Source organism: Mesorhizobium sp. WSM4850 (assembly GCF_055811735.1).
This window is the reverse complement of record NZ_JBVVPV010000051.1, coordinates 1-17,324: the sequence shown is the minus strand read 5'-3', so window position 1 is coordinate 17,324 and position 17,324 is coordinate 1. Positions and strand designations below refer to the sequence as shown.

The following is a 17,324-nucleotide window of genomic DNA, read 5'->3' as shown; positions in this document are numbered from 1 at the left end:
GTCTCCTCCGCCTCACTCGCACCCGGCCCGGATCTTTGAGACCGCGTCGGCCATCGCATCGTGCAGGACCCAGACGTCACCCGAATAACAGATGAAATCGAAGCCTTGCGCGTAGAAATCGTGACCCTGCTGGATGCTGGGTACCAGGCGTCCAAGCGATTTGTTGTGCGTCTTGGCGGCGGCAACGATCTTGTCCATCGCCGCGGTGAAGGTGGGATGGGCGAAGTCGCCGGGAACGCCGAGTGAGACCGACAGATCGAAATGTCCGACCCACAGACAGTCGACCCCGTCCAGTCCCGCGATGCCGTCGATGTTCTTGACGCCGTCGGCGGTCTCGATCAGGCAGATGAACACCGAGCGCTGGTTGGCCGTTTCGAATTTATCTGTGACCGAGCCCGGACGGTAGCGGTCATGCGCGATTTGTAGCGCTACGCCGCGAGCGCCAGCAGGATGATACTTCATCGAGTTGATGATGTGCTGCGCCTGTTCGACCGTACTCACCATCGGCGCGATCAGCCCTTCAGCCCCCATGTCCATGGCGCGGGCGAGGAAATGATAGTCCTGCGACGGCACACGCACCATGACCGGCAGGTCGGCTGCCTCGAAATAGCGGATCGCGCTCTTCACCGTTTCCAGGCTGAAGCCCGAATGCTCCATATCGAAGAAGACGAAATCGCAGCCGGCGGATTTCAGAATGTGCCCGATTCCCGGCGTCGCGAATTCGGCGACGAGCGTGCCGAGCTTGACCCGTCGGTGCGCAGCCAACCCCTTGAGACTAGACTCTAACATGCGCTTCCCTCCCCTTCGCCCCGAAGGGCGCAATCCAATTATGCTTTGTTCAAGGCGTTGCCTCGAGAACGAGGTCGCAGATCGTCACCAATTTGGTGTCAACGAGCGGCGCGCTTTGCGTGTTGAATTCATCGAAATGCGCCGTCCGGCAGTGTTCGTCGAAAGCGGCCTCGCTGTCATAAATCTCGTAGAGCACGAGCCGGTCCGGTTCGCCGCGCGCCTCCGTCACGTCAAAGCGGCGGCAGCCGACCTCGTTGCGTACCGACGCGGTCGCATTGGCGTCAACGAGCTTTCGGAAGCTGTCTCGGGCGCCCGGCTTGAGGCGGAAATCGACCCAGACGACGAAGCTGGTCATCACATGGGCCTCGCGATTTCCAGATAGCGCCTCGACACATATTCCAGATGCCTGCGCATCGCCGCTTCGGACCCGTCCGGATCGCGCGCGGCGATCGCCTCGAAAATCTTTCGGTGGGCCGCGTAGGCCTTGCGGTCTTCACCTTCGGCCAAAGTCGTCCGCCGCTGTTCGAGCAGCCATTCGGCCAACGCCGCATGGACAGCTGTGAAGATCCGATTGCGGGTGATCACCGCCAGCACGTAATGGAAGTCCACGTCAGTGCGTTCGAAGCGCGTGAGGTCGCCGATCGACTGCCGGTTCATCTCTAGCGCCGCCTTGAGGCTTTCAATGTCCTCTGGCGTGGCATTCACAGCGGCGTTGCGGGCAAGCCCGACCTCGAAAAACAAACGTGCGCTCTGGAAGTCCTGAACCCCGCCCGGGGCCGAAATCATGTGTCGCGCCGGGCCTGAGAGGGCGTCGAGTACGAATTGGGGTGTGGGGCGGGTGACGCGGGCACGCTCACCGGACCTCACCTCGACAAGGCCCATCTTGCTCAGATGCAGCAGCGCCTCACGGATTGAGGGGCGCCCGACCCCGAATTGCCGCATGAGTTCCCGTTCCGACGGCAGCCGCTCGGCTTCGGCCAGTTCTCCCTTGCGGATCATCCGCTCGAGGTGTTCTGCAACCTCGTCCGAAAGCTTCCGCTGCTTGATCTGAACACCAATCACTTGGCATACCTTTGATACCAACACGCTATTGCCATGTTGCCCCCGTGTCAAACACAACTCAAATCGATAGACGCCCGTCTTCAAGCGCGAAACAAGCGAGCGAGACTTTGGCTCTTTTTCTACAAGCAACTTGCTCACTAGCTGAGCGATCAGCCAACGCTGTCAGTTCGCGTCAGGATCATTTCGGATCGAACGAGATTGATCGGCAGCGGACGTCGACAATTCCGGTCGGTGGCATCGCAAACCTTGCGGACTAGCCGAAACACCCCTCCACTTCGTCATCCCGGGCGGCGCAAGGAGCGAGGCGACGCGGCGCAGCCCTGGGATCCATCATGCCGTTATCTCAGCCGAAGAATGCAGCAGACCAGAACCGAACGCTACCACCCCGTGAAAAAGCTCGAACCACTCTGGATTGGACGGTCCGTTGCGGGAGAATATATGGACAGCCCTGTTCCAGCCGCCGCCGACTCGATTTGCAAATCGGCGCAAAAGCTCCCAATCTGGTCGCCGCCGCAGCAATGCTTAGACGGCGAAACAATGGGAGGAAATTCGCACATGAAAAAGACCTGTGTCCGTCTGGCGGCAACGGCAGTAATGCTCGTCTGTGCCGCCAGCTCGGCTTACGCCGACAGCCTCACCCTCTATTGCGCCGCCGACGAGGCTTGGTGCCAGCAAATCAAGACCAGCTTCGAGGAAAAGACCGGCATCACCGTCGACATGACCCGCAAGAGCTCAGGCGAGACATATGCCCAGGTGCGTGCCGAGGCCGGAAACCCAAAGGGCGACGTTTGGTGGGGCGGCACCGGCGATCCTCATCTTCAGGCCGCAGAGGAAGGACTGACCGAGGAGTATATGTCCCCGATGCGGGGCGAACTGCACGACTGGGCGATCAAGCAGGCGGAAGCCGCCAACAACAAGACGATCGGCGTTTACTCCGGTGCGCTCGGCTTCGGCTACAACAAGGATCTGTTGGCCAAGGGCAACCTGCCGGAGCCGAAATGCTGGGCTGATCTGACCAAGCCGGAATACAAGGGCCACATTCAGATGGCCAACCCGAACTCATCGGGCACCGCCTATACAATGCTCGCGACGATGGTTCAGCTGATGGGCGAGGACAAGGGTTTTGAGTACCTGAAGGCGCTCCACGCCAACATCAACCAGTACACCAAGTCCGGCTCCGCTCCGATTAAAGCCGCGGGTCTCGGCGAAACGACCATCGGCATCGTTTTCATGCATGATGCGGTGGCGCAGACGGCAGCCGGCTTCCCGATCGTCACGGTGGCGCCTTGCGAAGGCACCGGCTATGAGATCGGCTCGATGTCGCTGATCAAGGGCGCCCGCAACCCGGAAGCGGCGAAGCAGTTCTACGACTGGGCGCTGACCGCCGAGATGCAGTCGAAGGCCAAGGACGTGAAGTCGTTCCAGTTGCCGTCGAACAAGAACGCCACCGCGTCCGAATTGTCGCCCGACCTGTCGACCATCAAGCTCATCGACTACGATTTCAAGAAGTATGGATCGAGCGCCGAGCGCAAGCGCCTGCTGCAGAAGTGGGATACGGAGGTCTCGACCCTGCCGCAGTGATCATGCGCGTCCGCACTGCCACGAGCGCGCTTCACCCGACCGTCGTCCTGTGGACGGCGGTCGGCTTGGTCGGCTATGCGCTGCTGCCTTGGTATGGGCTGGAAAGCAACCTCTTCACCTTGTCCTGGCTGTTGGACGGCTATCCGCTTAACGATGACGTCGCGCCGGCGCTTTTCCTTGTGCTGCAAGGCGAGAAACTCTGGCTCGCCCCCCTCGGCCCGCTGCTTGTCGCGCCGCTCCTGCTATGGGGGCGCCGGAAGTCCGATCCTTTCTTTGGCTATTTGCTGATCGCCGTCGGCGCGACCGGCGTCGCCTACTTCCTGCTTCAAGGTTTCGGCATTGGTCTGCGCGGCTTCCAGTGGCAATGGCTGACCTTGCTCTTTGGCGAGCTTGACGACCGCCAGTTTGGCATGGGCTGGGGAGCACTGCTGGTAAGCGGCGCGTTCCTGTTCCTGTTCACCCTGGGGCTTGCGGCGCGCAGCGCGGTGGCCGGCGACGAATTCGTCGTCGGCTCGATCGGCTTCGTCGTCTCCATGGTCGCCATCTTTATCTTCATGCCGATCGGTCAAATGCTGGGGAGCGCGCTGCTCACACAGGAGGGCGACTATTCGCTTCCCGTCTTTCTCGCGAAACTCTCCAGCGACCGGCTCTGGAGCCTCGGCTGCCTCACCGGTGGCCCGCGCTGCGGCGTCGCCTGGAATTCGCTCCTTCTCGCCGTGCTCGTCGGCGTGACGACCACCGCGCTCGGCCTTGTCTTTGCCCTGGTGGTGACCCGTACCGGCTTTCGTTACGGCGCGCTGTTGCGCGCGCTGACCGTGCTGCCGATCATCACACCACCCTTCGTCATCGGCCTCGCCATCATCCTTCTGTTCGGCCTCTCGGGCGCCATCAATCTGGGTTTCGCCGAGCTGATCGGCGTCCAACCGACGCGATGGGTCTACGGCTTGCCTGGCCTGCTGATCGCCCAGGTGCTCGCTTTCACGCCGATCGCTTTTCTGGTGATGATCGGTGTGGTCGAGGGTGTCAGCCCATCCATGGAGGAGGCCGCGCAGACCCTGCGCGCCAATCGCTGGCAGACATTCATCACCGTCTCCCTGCCGTTGATGCGACCGGGTCTGGCCAATGCCTTTCTGCTCGGCTTTATCGAGAGCATGGCTGATTTCGGCAATCCGCTGGTGCTCGGCGGCAATTTCGATGTGCTGTCCACCGAGATCTTCTTCGCCATCGTCGGCGCGCAATACGACCAGGCGCAGGCGGCGATCCTCGCCCTCGTGCTCCTGTTCTTCACGCTCGGGGCATTCTACGCCCAGCGATTCTGGCTTGGGAAGAAGTCTTACACGACCGTCTCCGGCAAGGGCGACGCCGGCGTTCACTCGCATCTGCCGGCAAAATTGCGCAACGTCGTCTTCGCGGTCGCCGCCGTCTGGACGCTGTTTACCTTGCTGATTTACGTGACGATCTTCTACGGCAGCTTCGTCAAGCTGTGGGGCGTCGATTTCTCTCTGACTTTTGAACACTACGTGACGGCGTTCTCCATCGGCTGGAACGAGTTCGGCATCCACTGGCGCGGCTCGGCCTGGAGTTCTTTCTGGACGACCATGGAAATAGCGATGATCTCCGCGCCGCTGACCGCGGCCATCGGGCTTTTGACCGCCTATTTGCTGGTTCGCCAGGACTTTGCCGGCAAGGACACCTTCGAATTCGCGACGATGCTGTCCTTCGCCATTCCCGGCACCGTGATCGGCGTCTCCTACGTGATTGCGTTCAATGTGCCGCCGATCGAGCTCACCGGCACGGGCATTATCCTGGTGCTCTCCTTCATCTTCCGCAACATGCCGGTTGGGGTCCGCGCCGGTGTCGCGTCGATGTCGCAGATCGACCGCAGCCTCGACGAGTCGTCCCTCACTCTGGGAGCCAACTCCTGGCAGACCTTCCGCAAAGTGGTGCTGCCGCTGCTGCGGCCGGCCATCCTTGCCGCGCTGGTCTATTCCTTCGTTCGCGCCATGACCGCCATCAGCGCCATCATCTTCTTGGTCAGCGCCCAGTATGACATGTCGACCAGCTATATCGTCGGCCGCGTCGAGAATAACGAATATGGCGTCGCCATCGCTTATTCCGCCGTCCTTATCGGCGTCATGCTGGCGGTGATCGGTCTGATGCAGCTTGCCGTTGGCAGCCGCATGATCGGCCGGCGCGGTCTCGACGGCGATCTGGCGCAGTCGCGCACCAATGTCAGCCAGGCGGTCGTGGCGCGTCCACAGCCGGCGATCTCGGGAGGCGGATGATGGCCGAAATTCGCGGCAATGCCGCCTCAGTCGAATTCAGGAATGTCACCAAGATCTACGGCAAGAGCAAGGCGCCCGCCGTCAACGACATCTCGCTGTTCATCGAGGCCGGGAAGCTGGTCACCCTCCTTGGACCGTCGGGCTGCGGCAAGACGACCACCTTGCGCATGATAGCCGGACTGGAAATGGTAACGAGCGGCCAGATCCTGATCGGGGGCGCCGACGTCACCCGGCTGCCGGCCACTGATCGTGATGTCTCCATGGTGTTTCAATCCTACGCGCTTTTCCCGCACATGACCGTGACCCAGAACGTCGAATACGGCCTGGGCTTTTCCGGATTCGGCAGGAAGGAGACGGCCGAGAGGGCCAGAGCCGGGCTTGAACTGGTCGGCCTCTCTAATTTCGGCGACCGCCTGCCGAGCCAGCTTTCGGGCGGACAGCAACAGCGTGTCGCGGTGGCGCGGGCGCTGGTCCTGGAGCCGCAGGTGCTGCTCTTCGATGAGCCTTTGTCGAACCTGGATGCGAAGCTCCGCCGGCGCGTGCGCGAGGAAATCCGCGAGATTCAGCAGAAACTCGGCCTGACGGTCGTCTATGTCACCCACGACCAGGAGGAAGCGCTCGCCGTCTCCGATCGCATCATTGTCATGAACAATGCGGTGATTGCCCAAGACGGCACGCCACGCGACCTCTACGAGCAGCCCGCGAATGCTTTCGTGGCCGACTTCATCGGCGAAGCCAACATGTTCCAATGCGAGGTCGTGTCGGTCGAGGGCGACAGCGCCACCGTGCATCTGGGACCTGCCGTCCTGAAGCTGCCGGCTCGCGGCCGCAAACTGGGGCCGGCCATGCTGGCGGCGCGACCGAGCCGCCTCGAGATTGGCGAGCCGAATGCGCCTGGCGCCCTGCCCGGGACGCTTGAAAAAGTGACCTATGTCGGCAGCCACCTCGAGTTCGTAATTGCCACGCAATTCGGCGAAGTCTTCGTGGTCTCGCCGGATGTCGATACCGGGTTTCGAGCGGGGCAGCCGGTGAGCATCGGCTTTCCCGAACGCGGACCCGTGCTGATCACAGACTGAACGCCTCTTTGCAGAGCGCGTGGACCTTGTCGAACACGCCCTTGCCGCCCGCGATGACCAGTGTTCCTTCCTCGAGAACCGTTTTCGGGTCGGGCGTGACGACCGACCCGCCGGCCTCTTCGACCAGAAGCATGCCGGCGAGGCAGTCCCAAGCATTCATATGCTCCTCGACATAGGCGAGCAGCCTGCCCGAGGCGACGTAGGCAAGCATAAGCGCACCGGATGCATTGCGGAAAAACACGCCGCCCTCCTGAAGCAGGAGATGGATCAGCTTGGCGACGGTGCGCGCTTCACGACGATTGGAGAAGCCGGTTCCGACCGAGCCTTGCGTCAGGCTCGTCGTCGGGCTTGTCTTGATGGGCCGGCCGTTGAGGAAAGCGCCACCGCCGCGGCGTCCATAAAATGTCTCGCCGGTAGAGGGTTCATGGATAACGCCCACGACCGCCACACCCTCCTTGACGCAGGCGATGACGACGGTCCAGGCCGGGATGCCGCGCAGAAAGTTGGCAGTGCCGTCGATTGGATCTATCACCCATGTGTAACCCGATCCGCCGGCGAGTGCGGCGTGTTCCTCTCCGACAACACCGTCTTCAGGATATTGCGCCGCAAGCTCCCGGCGGATGAACGTCTCGACATTCCGGTCGGCCTCGGAGACCAGGTCCTGATGACCCTTGCTCTCGATTGTGAGTGTCTCCAGTTGTCGGAAATATTGCAGGCCGAGTTCGCCGCCACGCCGCGCCAGCGCAGTCGCAAACAGCATCCGATCGTTATCGTCACCATTCACGCAGTCAATTCCGTCATTGTTTCTGCTTCCATTCGTTCCCCGGCTCTTTGTACTCAAGGCCCAATTCTGCAGGGAAAAGTTGAGGTTAACGCTCGGCGATAGGCTGCCATTCGTGGATGATCTTGCAACCTGGCAAGCAGAAAGCGAAGAAATGACCTTGGAACGGTTGATCCCGACTGCGCGAAACCGGCGCATTCAGCAGCTTGCAAAGCAGCAGCGTGCCAACGCCGCCATGCGAGACGAAAGCAATGTCGCCGTCGTGATGGGTCGCAAGAATGCGAAACACGGCCCGCGCGACGCGATCCTGGGCATCGAGCGCGCGCTCCCATCCGCAAACGCTCTCATGTGGATTGGCGAAGAAGGCGTCAGCAACTCGTTCGAAATCGACGGGTGGAAGGAAACCGGTCGCGGAGCGGTCGTTCTCGCCAAGGTGCTCATCCACTTGGACGGGCAAACCAAATCCCGCCGCCAGCAGGCCAGCCGCTTCAATAGCCTTGGCCTCGGAACTCGACCAGATGGACGTCAGGCCGGACAGCACCGCACAGCCCGCGAAAGCCCTCATCCGGGTGACACCGCGGTCCGAAAGCCGCCAAGCTGGAACTGGCGTGGCGGGATCAACGGAAACTTCCGGATGAGTGATAAAGAAGGCCGTCGGCATGCCGTTGCGCTCCGATAAAATCCCTCCGACGCCTAACAGAGCTGATCAAGCGCAGGAAGTATCAACACACACCAACCACGTCATTGCACGGGCACTTTTCACAGCCTCAATGGATATCAGAAACAGGAACGTCTGTATCGCGCTGCCATGAGCGGACCTCCGGCCATCAAAACCGCTACATTGTCTCCAAACTCGTCGCAGTTCATTCCGCGCACCGGTCTGCGATTGGCGTAGCGCCCGATCAAGGCGCCGAAATAGGGGGTCAAGGATTCGTAGTCGGCGAGTTCCTTGAAGCCGAGCACGACGTTGTCGAGCTTGCCCCAGCGGTCGGGCACATTGATCGCCGTGATTATACCGCCATAGGCGATGAACTTGATGGACGCGCCTCTGTCGTTGATGAGCGTGTAGAGATCGACGGCTTTGCCGTCCTGCGTGTTTCAGAATGGGGACTTGTCCACAGAGCCGATGCCGGCGATCCCTCCTACCCGGGCTTGTGACAAAGTCGATCGAGCACGTCTCGAAGCGCAGTTGCGGCTTGGTCACGCTCGTCAGCAGACATCAGCTCGGGCTCGGCTTCCAGTCTGAGATGCGGCAGTTCGGTTCGAACGGCGCGACGGGCAGCGACAAGATTGGCCTTCGCATCGATGACGCGATAAGTGGCGACCGGATAGGCGATCCCTTTGACGTGGATGCGCCCCAGCTCGTCGCAGTCAATCGTGTCCTTCACTTGCGCAAACGTCTCATAAGAAATGAGCACGGTCCCTGGCTGCGCCTCCTGCTCAAGACGTGAGGCGAGATTCACGGCGCCGCCGATTATCGTGTAGTCCATCCGGTCCTCGCTGCCGAAGTTGCCGACAGTGCAGTAGTCGGTGTGGATGCCGATGCGGCAGCGCAGTGGTGTTTCAATTCCAATGTCGCGCCAGACTTCGGCAAGTTCGCTCATCCGCTTCTGCATGGCGAGCGCCATCTGCACGCCGGCGAGCGCGTCCTCCTTGACGCCGCGAGTTTCCGGATCGCCGAAAAACATCAGAATCGCGTCGCCGACATACTTGTCGATCGTCGCGCCATGATCCGAAGCAATTTTCGACATTTCCGTCAGATAGTGATTTAGGAGCTGGGTGAGAACCTCGGACTGCATTTTGTCAGTGGTCTCGGTAAAGCCGGCGATATCCGAGAAGCATATTGTCAACTTCTTCCGCTGGCTGGCGATCCTGACCTCCTGACGGCCGGTGAATATCGAGTTGTACACCTGGGGCGCCAGGTATTTCGCCAGCTTGCTGGAAAGCGCCTCGAGAGCCGCGGATTTCTCGGCGAGGTTCTCCTCCCGTAGCTTCAGCTCGGTGATGTCCGAGTAGACCGCGACTGTGCCGCCGCCGGTGATCCGCCGCTCGCTTATCATGATCCATCTTCCGTCGCCTCGCAGCTGCTCCCACGGTTCGCCAGGGTTGCGGTGCCGGGAGAGCCGCTCGGCGACCCATTCCTCGAATCGTCCCTCGGCATCCCTGATGTAGCCGCGCTCAGCGGATCGGCGGATGATGTGCTCGAATGTCGTACCGGGCGTCAGTTCGATCGCAAGGTCGCTGTAGAGCAGTTCGCGGTAGCGGCTATTGCTAAGGATGAGCCGGTCCTCGCCGTCGTAGAGAGCGAATCCCTCGGAGATGCTCTCGATGGCATCGATGAGCCGCTGGCGCGCTTCGGCGACCTCGCGCAGGTTCTTTTCCTCGACCTCGACTGCAGTGTCCCGGAAGAGCCTGAGCGCCTCGGCCATGCGGCCGATTTCGTCGTGGCCCGCGGCAGGCAATGGCGCACGAAGATTGCCGCCGGCGATTGCGAGCATGCTTTGGCTCACCCCTCCCAGGCGGGCGAGGAGGCTGCGGTCGACATAGAGCCAAACAACAAGAACGGAACTCAAGAGGCTGAGAAAGGCGGAGCCAAGGACAACTCCGGTCCCGTAGCGCTGGACGACCGCGGCTTCGAGACCAGATGCGGTGATCTCGCGGTCTGCCGCAGCGACCAGGCGATCGACGGCAACCGTAAGACTGCGCGACAGCTGATTGTTTTCGGCCAGAAGCTCTTCGCCCTGCGCCAGGACGGCGAACTCGTCCTGCCGCGCCTTCGGGATGCTGTTTCCACCGTCGATCAGTGCCTTGAACTCGTTGACCCGCTGCTGGAAACGGGTTCGCAGCCTATCGTCGATCTCGTTGGAAATCGTGTCCAGAACGGCGAGGGACCGGCGCAGCGGAAACAGGATCAACGCCAGATCGCCTGGCGTCGGCGCGTCCGCCGTGTTGACCAGCGCGTCATTGACCGCCGAGATCTCCTGCTGCGCCTTCTGCTGCGGGATGTAGGCCGCTATCGACTGGACCAGGTCGGCCGTCGCCTCCGCGCCTCGATCGGACGCGAGCGGCGTGTCGGCCGTGACCGCCCGCCATTGCTGGAGTTTGGAATTCATCACGAGCATGCCGGGCGCCACAAGGCGCTGGCTTGCATTTGTCGTAGCCGACAGGCGACGTAACAGTTCCTCTTTGCGCGCCACTACGGTGAGGCGGGCGGCGACAAGGTCGTCGAGGGCGTTGAGATTGCGCCGCAGACCAAGCACCGCAGCCTCGATCTCAGCCACTACCGCCGTGCTAGGCTTGGCGCCTTTGAGAGCGGCAAGCAGTTCCTCGAGGCGCGTCATCTCTGCCGCGATCGCAGTCGAGACCTCGTTATGCTGAGCCTTGCTGGTCGAAGCAAGTGCGGCGGGCGCAGTGGCGGCGACCCGCTCAGCCTGGCGCGACAGCTGGAGGGACGCGAGCGCCGACGGCACACGCTCCTTGGTGATGTGGTCGACGACCTCCCCCACCTCGAGGAAGGCATAAAGAGCGGCTGTTGTCGCGAGCACCGCGAAGGTGCTGATACCGAAAAAAGCGAGCAACAGACGGCCGCGTATGCCGAGACGCTTAAGCATCGCGGCGACGCATTGATTCAGCTGGCGCGGCCGATAGGGTCTGCACAGATTGGCTCAAGGCGATTCGCCGGATCGGTGGTCCATTACTCCAACGGCACGTATTCGCCACCCTTCCAGACATACCATACCCAACTCTGAACAGTGAGGTCGCCCTTATTATCAAAGTCCATACGGCCCAACACAGTGTCAAATTGATTGCCGCGCAGTGATGCAATCACGGCTTGGAGTTCTAGTGAGCCTGCCTTCTCGACCGCCTGCGCCCAGGTCTGGGCGGCGCCGTAACTGTGCAGCGTCCAGGAATCGGGTTCGAAGTTCTCGGCCCGGAATCGTTCGACGACTTTGGCCGCTTCGGCATTTCGACGCGGGTCGGGGACAAAGGTGAAGAGCGTGCCCTCGGCGGCAGGGCCGGCAATCAGCCCGAATGCCTCGGTCGCTGTATCGTCACCCGAGATCAGCTGAACCGAGTAGCCCCGGTCGCGCGCCGCACGGACCATAAGCGCAGCCTCGGTATGATACCCGCCCATGTACAGCACGGCGATGTCCGCCCCCTGTAACGTGCTGATCTCGGCCGAGTAGTCGTCTTTCCCGGGAGTGTAGCCTTCATAGATTGATTCGGTCACGCCCCGCTTGTTCAACTGCTTTCTTGTCTCATCGGCGAGACCCTTCCCATAGGTCGTATTGTCGTGAAGGATCGCGATCTTCCTGTCGCTCCAATGATCGGCCAAGTAGTTGCCGGCCTCGAAGCCCTGCGCATCGTCGCGACTGCAGACGCGGAAAACGTTGGCGCGGCCTTGCTCGGTCAACATCGGATTGGTCGAGGACGGCGAAATCTGCAGAATTCCCGCCGCCTCGTACACCTCCGATGCCGGAATCGAGGCTCCAGAGCAGTAGTGCCCGACGACGAACACTACACCGTCAGCCACCAGCTTTTGGGCAGCAGCCACCGCTTGCTTGGGATCGCAGAAGTCGTCGACCGTGATGAGCCGCACCGGCTCGCCGAGGACGCCGCCCGCCGTATTGATATCGGCCACAGCCACCTCTGCGCCGCGCTTCAATTGCGTGCCAGTCCATTCGAGCTTTCCGGTCATCGGGCCTGCGACCCCGATCAGCACCTCCGCCCGCGCAGGACAGCTAAGCGCCGCGGCCGCGAGCGCGACAATAGCTACGGTGATGATACGGTGCATGGATGCACCCCAAAGGCAGTAGCTTACGCCAATCCCGTCAGCGCCGACAGTCCTTTTCCGCGAGCGTGGATTGGGTTCCGATCCGAGAGCGTCGCGCGTCCAATGGAAGCGCAAAGGACGCTCTTTGAACTTTGCGCATGATCCTTTCCGGACCGAAGGCCAGCGCAGCAAAGGCCGGTACCTCCGGGCGTCAAGCGCCAGGCAGTCTGAACCGGTATTCCGTCACATGGTGGTAGATCTGGCCCGGCCATAGCGTGGCCTGCGGGAAATACGGCCGGTTCGGCGCATCCGGCCAGACCTGCGGCTCCAGGCAAAAGCCCGAATAAGCCTTGTAATGAACTCCCCCGAGCCCCGGCGAAGCTGGCGCCAGATACTGGCCGGTATAGAGCTGCACGCCCGGTTCCGTGGTCCACAGCTCCATCTCGACGCCGGAATTCGCGCCTTGCGCCCATGATGCCAGCTTGAGCGGCCCGTGCGTCGAGGCAAGGCAGAAATTCTGGTCGTAGGGGAGCTGCTTGCCCTCACCCTCCATGCGCAGCGGCCGCGCCTGACGGAAATCGAACGGCGTGCCGTCGACCGGCTTCACGACGCCGGTTGGGATCAGGTCGCCATCGACCGGAAGATAGGCGCCGGCGTTCAGCATCAGCCGGTGATCGAGGACATCGCCGGCGCCGCCGTCATCCAGGTTGAAATAGGAATGCTGGGTGAGATTGCACAGCGTCGGCTCCTCGCAGGTGGCGGTCAGCTCGACGCTGAGCGTGCCTGGGATCTTCAACCTGTAGGTGCAGGTCACGTCGAGCGCGCCGGGAAAGCCCATCGTGCCGTCGGGATCATGCAGCGTCAGGGTGACAAAATCCCTGCCATGCAGCGAAACCTCCCATGGCCGGTGCGAAAAACCTTGCGAGCCGCCATGCAGCGTGTGCTTGTCGAGGAAGTTGCGCTCGGTCTGGTAGCGCTGGCCGGCGATGGTGAAGCGGCCATCGCGGATACGGTTGGCATAGCGTCCGACGACGGCGCCGAAGAAGGCCGTATCCGTTTCATAGGGCTCAAAACTGTCATAGCCGAGCACCAGCGGCGCTTCGTGGCCGGCCAGGCGCAGATCCTGGATGATGGCGCCGAGCCCGATGATGTTGGCGGTGAGGCCGCCGCCGCGGATGCTGAAGCGGCGGATGGCCTCGCCCGCCTGCGTCGTGCCAAAAACCTCGCCGTCTTTCATCGCCATGACCGAAACGCCAGTTGGTTGATCGATCCCGGCTCGCCGCGTGGGCCGGCTTGGTCTGTTGACGTTCGACAGGCCCTGCCCGATCAGAGGCCGAGGCCGCCGATGCAGACATATTTGGTGTCGAGATAATCCTCGATGCCCTGATGTCCGCCTTCCTTGCCGAGGCCCGATTCCTTGACGCCGCCGAACGGCGCCTCGGGCGTGGTGATGAGGCCTTCATTGACGCCGACCATGCCGTATTTCAGCCCTTCCATGACCCGGAAGGCGCGGCCGAGATCGCCGGTGTAGAAATAGCAGGCGAGGCCGAACTCGGTATCGTTGGCGAGCGCGATCGCCTCCTCTTCGGTTTCGAACTTGAACACGGGCGCTACCGGGCCAAAGATCTCTTCCTTCATGAAGCGCATCTTCGGTGTGGCATTGGCGATCACCGTCGGCTGGAAGAACGAACCTCCGAGCGCATGGCGCTTGCCGCCGGCGACGATCTTGCCGCCCTTGGCGGTGGCGTCGGCGATCAGTTCCTCGACCTTCTCGACCGCCTTCTCGTCGATCAGCGGCCCCTGCTGCACGCCGTCATCGAGGCCGGAACCGACCTTCAGCCCGTCGCTGGCGGCGGCGAGCTTTTCGACGAACTTGTCGTAGACACCGGCCTGGACCAGGAAGCGGTTGGTGCAGACGCAGGTCTGGCCGGAATTGCGGTATTTGGCGGTGATCGCGCCGGCAACGGCGCGCTCGATATCGGCGTCGTCGAAGACCAGGAACGGCGCGTTGCCACCAAGTTCCATCGACACCTTCTTGACAGTGACGGACGACTTCTGGATCAGGATCTTGCCGACCTCGGTCGAGCCGGTGAAGGTGATCTTCTTGACCAGCGGGTTGGCGCAGATCTCGTCGCCGATCTCGCCGGCAGCGCCGGTCAGGATGTTGATGACGCCTTTGGGGAAGCCGACTTCCTCGGCGAGCGCGCCCCAGGCAAGGCCGGAATAAGGCGTCTGCGACGCCGGTTTGACGACCGCGGTGCAGCCAGCGGCAAGTGCTGGGCCGAGCTTGCGGGCCAGCATCGAGGACGGGAAATTCCACGGCGTGATGGCGGCGATGACGCCGACCGGCTCCTTGGTCACCAGGATGCGGCGGTCCGCCCAAGGCGACGGCACGACATCGCCATAGGTGCGGCGGCCTTCTTCGGCGAACCACAATATGTACGAGGCCGCCGAACCGATCTCACCCTTCGATTCGAACAGCGACTTGCCCTGCTCGATGGTCAGCAGCTCGGCCAGCACATCCTGGTTGTCCATCATGGCGTCATGCAGCTTGCGCAACAGCTTCGAGCGCTCGAGCGCGGTGGTCTTGCGCCATGTCTGGAAGGCGGCGTCGGCAGCTTCGATGGCGCGGCGCGTCTCGACCTTGCCCGACTTCGGCACGGTGCCGATCTTGAGGCCGGTGGCCGGATTGTTGACGTCGACCGTCTGGCCGCTGTCGGCCTGCACCCACTCGCCGTTGATGAGATTGGCCTGGCGCATGAAATGGCTGGTTTTCTGAAGCATGGTCTAGCCTCCGTTCGGCGCGCTGACGGGCCGCTATCTGGATTTCCTTGACGGGCGTGCGCACTGGCATCGATGCCGGCACGCCTGGAGCCACTGCTCTTTACCTAGGGCAAGCCCCGCAATCAATCGCAAGATGGCATATAGGGGTTTGGGCCAGCACAAGGCGAGGCCGATTTGCGCTCCCGTTGTTGATTGAGGGTGTGTGAGGAAACGACCGGACCGGCGGCTCCCGAGAACCGGAACGGAGCGTAACGTTTGGGTATATGAGCACCGGAAGCGCCAGGAAACCGCCCTTCGCAGGCATCAATATCGATCATACCTATCCAAACACGTGAACCACCACCGTCAGCCAAAAGGCCGTGGTGACGACCGCGCAGGCGGTGGCGATGGTCATCTGGTTCGATGCCAGCGCCTGGCCGGTGTTGAACTGCGTCGCAATCAGGTAGGAATTCACTCCGGATGGCAGCGCGGCCGCCACGACCGCGACCTTCGCCGACAGCGGCGGCAGGCCAAGCAGCCAGACCAGGCCGAGCGCGACGGCCGGCATCAGCATCAGCTTCAGCGCCGACAGCGCCAGCGCCGGCCGCAGATTGCCGGAGATGCCGAAACGGCACAGGCCCAGCCCCATGGCAAACAGCGCGACCGGTCCGGCGATGTTGGCCAGCGCGTCGACCAGCCGGACGGCCAGCGCCGGCAAAGGCAGGCCGGTGATACGCCACACCCATCCGGCCAGGATGCCGATGATCAGCGGATTGGAGAGCAACTTTCGAAAGAAGCGCCGGATGATGCGCAGCGGATGCACATGCTCGTCGCCGCGGCCAAAGATCTCAAACAGGATGATCGATGCCATGATCATCGTCGGCAGATGAACGGAAATCAGCAGCGACAGCACTTCGAATCCACTTGGCCCGAATGTGCCGAGGAAGAACGGGATGCCGAGCAGGACGAGGTTGGAAAAAGCCGACGACACGCCGCCGACGACCCCGGCACGCGCGTCGCGCCCGAACACCCGGGTGATGACCAGGTGGCCTGCGGCCCACGTCACTGCGGCAGCCGTAAAATAGGCGCCCCAGAACAACCAGGGTGCGGTGCCATGGAAATCGGCGTTGACCATGGTGCGGAACAGAAGCAGCGGCATTGCCACCCCGACGGCGAATTCGGCGATGGCCCCACCCGCCTCGGCCTTCAGATAGCCGGTGAGCCCGGCCAGATAGCCGAGCGCGACAAGGCCGAAGACAAAAAGGACGGTTTCGATGAGTGGGGACATTTTTCCCCTGATAGGCGAGCCGGGATTTGAGCGCAACCGCCCCACCTGGCAAAGCGGCGTGTCTTCGCAGGCAACCAGGGCTTGGTCGTGCCTTGTTTTTCAAGTGGCTTTGCCGTCCCTATATGCCGATCACCGGAAGCCACCTGCCGGTCACCGGAAAAGGACGTTTGATGCTTCGATCTGTGCTGGCTCTATTGCTGCTCGTCATTCCCGCCGCGGCCCATGCGACCGAAGCCGGCTGGGCGCTGTTGCGCGACGGCGGACATGTGGTGCTGCTTCGCCATGCCATGGTCACCGGCACTACCGATCCGGCGAATTTCGACATCGAGAAATGCGCCACCCAGGTCAATCTCTCGGTGCGCGGCAAGCAGCAGGCACGCAAGATCGGCGCGCTTTTCGACGCCCGCGCGGCGCCGGTCGAGCGCGTGCTGTCCAGCCGCTATTGCCGCGCCCTCGACACGGCTCGCACCGCTTTCAGGGAGGAGCCCGAACCCTTCGCCCCGCTTGACCTGCTGAAGGCCGACGCCAGCGAGAAAGCCGCCCAGCTCGAGGCGATCATGAACGAGATCAGCGCCTATTCCGGCTCCGACAATGTGGTCATGGTCACCCATCTGGAGAACATCATGGCGCTCACCGGCATCTCGCCGCGCGAAGGCGAAGCCGTGATCGTCGAGCCGCAAGGCGACGGACTGCGCGTGCTCGGCCGCGTCACTTTCTAATCTGCGCTGGAGCCAGTTTAGTTTAAGCGTTCGCCAGTGGTGAAATCTAACGCTTGGTCCCTAAACGGAATACCGGTTCCGGCCCCTAGCGGAAGCTCGTTCGTTCGGCCTCGGCCGAATTTACGCAGATGACCGATTGTGTTGAAGAAGTCGGTGATTAAGCCGGGCGTTCTTTTCGCCGCGACGAGTTGCGGTTGGGTCGAGGC

15 protein-coding genes and 1 pseudogene are annotated in these 17,324 nt (G+C 62.2%); 4 read left to right on the top strand and 12 right to left on the bottom strand.

Annotated elements, in window-relative coordinates; translation table 11 throughout:
* Positions 1–12: 12 nt before the first annotated feature.
* From AC0L2Z_RS30275 to nanR, 3 genes are read right to left on the bottom strand one after another with little or no spacing between them, the layout of a single operon-like run.
* On the bottom strand, positions 13–789 hold the full coding sequence (locus AC0L2Z_RS30275) for an HpcH/HpaI aldolase family protein (protein WP_473630073.1): 777 nt from the start codon (positions 787–789) through the stop codon (positions 13–15).
* Positions 790–838: 49 nt separating this feature from the next.
* Positions 839–1,144 carry a putative quinol monooxygenase gene (locus tag AC0L2Z_RS30270; RefSeq protein ID WP_128246864.1) on the bottom strand — a complete coding sequence of 102 codons (306 nt, stop codon included), beginning with the start codon at positions 1,142–1,144 and terminating at the stop codon, positions 839–841.
* Positions 1,144–1,989 (bottom strand): transcriptional regulator NanR, encoded by an 846-nt coding sequence (nanR, locus tag AC0L2Z_RS30265; protein ID WP_473630072.1) that lies wholly within the window; start codon positions 1,987–1,989, stop codon positions 1,144–1,146. Before nanR ends, AC0L2Z_RS30270 begins: the two co-directional genes overlap by 1 nt.
* A 456-nt stretch (positions 1,990–2,445) precedes the next feature.
* Here nanR and AC0L2Z_RS30260 point away from each other — a divergent pair, with 456 nt between their 5' ends.
* The 3 genes from AC0L2Z_RS30260 to AC0L2Z_RS30250 are packed head-to-tail and all read left to right on the top strand — an operon-like array spanning position 2,446 to position 6,793.
* Positions 2,446–3,432: an ABC transporter substrate-binding protein gene (locus tag AC0L2Z_RS30260; RefSeq protein ID WP_413468462.1), complete on the top strand. Its 987-nt coding sequence runs from the start codon at positions 2,446–2,448 to the stop codon at positions 3,430–3,432.
* 2 nt (positions 3,433–3,434) lie between these two features.
* Positions 3,435–5,717: an ABC transporter permease gene (locus AC0L2Z_RS30255; RefSeq protein WP_473630071.1), complete on the top strand. Its 2,283-nt coding sequence runs from the start codon at positions 3,435–3,437 to the stop codon at positions 5,715–5,717.
* Positions 5,717–6,793, top strand: a complete 1,077-nt coding sequence (locus tag AC0L2Z_RS30250) for an ABC transporter ATP-binding protein (protein WP_473630070.1) — start codon at positions 5,717–5,719, stop codon at positions 6,791–6,793. Before AC0L2Z_RS30255 ends, AC0L2Z_RS30250 begins: the two co-directional genes overlap by 1 nt.
* On the opposite strand, the gene AC0L2Z_RS30245 is transcribed toward AC0L2Z_RS30250, so the two are convergent.
* The 8 genes and pseudogenes from AC0L2Z_RS30245 to AC0L2Z_RS30210 all read right to left on the bottom strand — a co-directional run bounded on the left by AC0L2Z_RS30245 (position 6,783) and on the right by AC0L2Z_RS30210 (position 16,399).
* On the bottom strand, positions 6,783–7,553 hold the full coding sequence (locus tag AC0L2Z_RS30245) for an inositol monophosphatase family protein (RefSeq protein ID WP_473630089.1): 771 nt from the start codon (positions 7,551–7,553) through the stop codon (positions 6,783–6,785). The two genes, AC0L2Z_RS30250 and AC0L2Z_RS30245, sit on opposite strands and share 11 nt — an antisense overlap.
* Before the next feature lie 109 nt (positions 7,554–7,662).
* Positions 7,663–8,235, bottom strand: coding sequence for a histidine phosphatase family protein (locus AC0L2Z_RS30240; protein WP_091598202.1), 573 nt, complete (start codon positions 8,233–8,235; stop codon positions 7,663–7,665).
* Positions 8,236–8,351: 116 nt separating this feature from the next.
* Positions 8,352–8,636, bottom strand: a pseudogene (locus AC0L2Z_RS30235) (aldose epimerase family protein); the annotation flags it as partial.
* Positions 8,637–8,716: 80 nt separating this feature from the next.
* Positions 8,717–11,185 carry an adenylate/guanylate cyclase domain-containing protein gene (locus AC0L2Z_RS30230; protein WP_473630069.1) on the bottom strand — a complete coding sequence of 823 codons (2,469 nt, stop codon included), beginning with the start codon at positions 11,183–11,185 and terminating at the stop codon, positions 8,717–8,719.
* Positions 11,186–11,268: 83 nt separating this feature from the next.
* Positions 11,269–12,369: a branched-chain amino acid ABC transporter substrate-binding protein gene (locus AC0L2Z_RS30225; RefSeq protein WP_473630068.1), complete on the bottom strand. Its 1,101-nt coding sequence runs from the start codon at positions 12,367–12,369 to the stop codon at positions 11,269–11,271.
* A 190-nt stretch (positions 12,370–12,559) separates the two neighbouring features.
* Positions 12,560–13,591 (bottom strand): aldose epimerase family protein, encoded by a 1,032-nt coding sequence (locus AC0L2Z_RS30220; RefSeq protein WP_473630067.1) that lies wholly within the window; start codon positions 13,589–13,591, stop codon positions 12,560–12,562.
* A gap of 83 nt (positions 13,592–13,674) precedes the next feature.
* A complete protein-coding gene (locus tag AC0L2Z_RS30215) occupies positions 13,675–15,132 on the bottom strand; it encodes an NAD-dependent succinate-semialdehyde dehydrogenase (RefSeq protein ID WP_287360620.1) in 1,458 nt (485 codons plus the stop codon).
* Between the two features lie 319 nt (positions 15,133–15,451).
* The gene (locus AC0L2Z_RS30210) at positions 15,452–16,399 is read right to left on the bottom strand and encodes an AEC family transporter (RefSeq protein ID WP_287059098.1); all 948 of its coding nucleotides are present in this window, start codon (positions 16,397–16,399) and stop codon (positions 15,452–15,454) included.
* 170 nt (positions 16,400–16,569) lie between these two features.
* Between AC0L2Z_RS30210 and AC0L2Z_RS30205 the strand changes: the two genes are divergently transcribed.
* Entirely contained in the window at positions 16,570–17,118 is a 549-nt protein-coding gene (locus AC0L2Z_RS30205; RefSeq protein WP_287285518.1) for a histidine phosphatase family protein, read from the top strand.
* A gap of 17 nt (positions 17,119–17,135) precedes the next feature.
* On the opposite strand, the gene AC0L2Z_RS30200 is transcribed toward AC0L2Z_RS30205, so the two are convergent.
* On the bottom strand, positions 17,136–17,324 hold a 189-nt coding region (locus tag AC0L2Z_RS30200), incomplete at its 5' end, for a hypothetical protein (RefSeq protein ID WP_473630066.1).

What these genes read in the sequence shown, in the direction of transcription:
- AC0L2Z_RS30245 (WP_473630089.1), bottom strand. Translation starts at nt 7,553, where the DNA reads ATGCTGTTTGCGACTGCGCTGGCGCGGCGTGGCGGCGAACTCGGCCTG.
- AC0L2Z_RS30270 (WP_128246864.1), bottom strand. Translation starts at nt 1,144, where the DNA reads ATGACCAGCTTCGTCGTCTGGGTCGATTTCCGCCTCAAGCCGGGCGCC.
- AC0L2Z_RS30210 (WP_287059098.1), bottom strand. Translation starts at nt 16,399, where the DNA reads ATGTCCCCACTCATCGAAACCGTCCTTTTTGTCTTCGGCCTTGTCGCG.
- AC0L2Z_RS30255 (WP_473630071.1), top strand. Translation starts at nt 3,435, where the DNA reads ATGCGCGTCCGCACTGCCACGAGCGCGCTTCACCCGACCGTCGTCCTG.
- AC0L2Z_RS30225 (WP_473630068.1), bottom strand. Translation starts at nt 12,369, where the DNA reads ATGCACCGTATCATCACCGTAGCTATTGTCGCGCTCGCGGCCGCGGCG.
- AC0L2Z_RS30205 (WP_287285518.1), top strand. Translation starts at nt 16,570, where the DNA reads ATGCTTCGATCTGTGCTGGCTCTATTGCTGCTCGTCATTCCCGCCGCG.
- AC0L2Z_RS30260 (WP_413468462.1), top strand. Translation starts at nt 2,446, where the DNA reads ATGCTCGTCTGTGCCGCCAGCTCGGCTTACGCCGACAGCCTCACCCTC.
- AC0L2Z_RS30230 (WP_473630069.1), bottom strand. Translation starts at nt 11,185, where the DNA reads ATGCTTAAGCGTCTCGGCATACGCGGCCGTCTGTTGCTCGCTTTTTTC.
- AC0L2Z_RS30250 (WP_473630070.1), top strand. Translation starts at nt 5,717, where the DNA reads ATGGCCGAAATTCGCGGCAATGCCGCCTCAGTCGAATTCAGGAATGTC.
- AC0L2Z_RS30220 (WP_473630067.1), bottom strand. Translation starts at nt 13,591, where the DNA reads ATGGCGATGAAAGACGGCGAGGTTTTTGGCACGACGCAGGCGGGCGAG.
- AC0L2Z_RS30240 (WP_091598202.1), bottom strand. Translation starts at nt 8,235, where the DNA reads ATGCCGACGGCCTTCTTTATCACTCATCCGGAAGTTTCCGTTGATCCC.
- AC0L2Z_RS30275 (WP_473630073.1), bottom strand. Translation starts at nt 789, where the DNA reads ATGTTAGAGTCTAGTCTCAAGGGGTTGGCTGCGCACCGACGGGTCAAG.
- AC0L2Z_RS30215 (WP_287360620.1), bottom strand. Translation starts at nt 15,132, where the DNA reads ATGCTTCAGAAAACCAGCCATTTCATGCGCCAGGCCAATCTCATCAAC.